This window comes from Pseudomonadota bacterium, from assembly GCA_040752895.1.
In the GTDB taxonomy this organism is placed as follows: Bacteria; Pseudomonadota; Alphaproteobacteria.
Window position 1 is genome coordinate 1 of the sequence record JBFMHN010000016.1, and the last position, 1,618, is coordinate 1,618.

The 1,618-nt window shown below is 61.2% G+C and carries 1 protein-coding gene; it reads right to left on the bottom strand.

Going from position 1 to position 1,618, the window contains the following annotated elements:
* Nucleotides 1–476: 476 nt before the first annotated feature.
* Nucleotides 477–1,496: an IS110 family transposase gene (locus AB1781_11385; GenBank protein ID MEW5705169.1), complete on the bottom strand. Its 1,020-nt coding sequence runs from the start codon at nt 1,494–1,496 to the stop codon at nt 477–479.
* Nucleotides 1,497–1,618: the final 122 nt, after the last annotated feature.

The following is a 1,618-nucleotide window of genomic DNA, read 5'->3' on the forward strand; positions in this document are numbered from 1 at the left end:
GGCCTCAGACATCTATGAAAAAGGAAGTCAAGGGACCGCACTACCCCTGACGGCATTTCCATGCCGTCTCCGACTTGCTTCCTTCCAGGCCAGACTCCGCGCCCGGACCCTTCCCAGCGACCATACCGCATCTTTTCGTTTCCGTTCTATTACCCGCCTGCCGGAACTTCGTTTTCACACATCTATCTGGCTCTCATGGAGCAGCGTAATTTCTGATTTAAACGGGGAAGCCGACAACCATTCATTTGGGCCTCCGGGGCCATAGTCTGAGGGTCATGCTTCCCACATCACGGAAACCTGTGCGGCTCTGCCGCCGGGACCCGGCCTGCGCCCGCCGTTCGCGCGGCGCTCCCGCCCGGAATCTCTTTTCGCTCCGCCTTAAATCGCGGTCCGTACGGGGAAGGCCGACAACCAATCATCTGGGCCTCTGCGGCCATAGTCTGACGGTCAAGCCTCCCGCATAGCGGACCTTGCGGCTAAACCGCCGCCTCTTTCTCCCGGTTCAAAATACGGGAACTGTCGTAGGGACTTTTGTGCTTAAGTACGCTCAACGCTATCGCCGCGATCTTCCGGCTCACCGCGTTGCGCGCCGCCTTGTCGCCGGTCCCCTTCGCCCGCAGGCCGTCGTAGTATTCCCTCAGTTCGTTCCCGCCTGAAAGAACGCTTTTCGCCGCCATCTTGAAGACGCATTTCAGCACCCGGTTCCCCCGCGCGCGCTTACTGCCGCGCGTTTTCCCCGCGCTCTCCTGCTTATAGCGCACCAGACCGCAATAGCTCCAGAACCGGTGCTTGTCGCTGAACCGCTCCGCCGTTATCACCTGCGCCAGTATCTTCGCCGCCTGGATCTCGCCTATGCCGGGGATGCCCTTGAGCAGCTTTATCTCCCGGAACCGCCGGCCCAGTTCCTTTATGGCGGCGCAGTACTTCACCCGTTCGGCCTCCGTCGCCTCTATCAGCCTGTAAAGCCCGTGTCCGATAAACCGCTGGTCCGGCCGCGACAGGCCTTCGAGCAGGGATTCGTCGGCGTAGAGCCCGTCGCCCCTGGCCGGCAGCCCGGATCTGCGGAACAGCGACTTGTAGCGGTTCTTCAGCGAAACGCCGGTGTCCACCACGTCCTGGTAGCCGCTCATGAGCCCCCGCAGCCGCTCGGTCCTGGACCCGTCGTGGTAGACGGGGCTCAGATATCCGCCGCGCAGCAGAAGCGCGAGGTTCCTGGCGTCGAGCTTGTCGGTCTTGGCCCGCTTGTACTGCGTGTTCCCCGCCGGGTTGCAGACTATCAGCTTGTCCACTTCGCCGTTGAGCACTTCAAAGAGCCAGGCGCTCAGTTCGCATTCCTCGATGACCAGCTGCCGGGGGGCGGGGATGGAGCGGATGTAATCCACCAGCGCCGCGCCGTTGGTGGGCGCCTTGAACCGCGAAACCTCCGCCCCGCTGTCGTCCGCCACCGAGAATACGCATATTGACGTATGAGCGTCCATTCCGATATAGTGTGTCACGTGGCCTCCTTCCGAGTTTTTAACTGGCACGGATATCGTAAGACATCCGAAGCCCTAAAAGGTCGTGCGCTTCGGGCGCGATTCTGACCTCTCGGAAGGAAGCCACCTTTTTCATATTACCA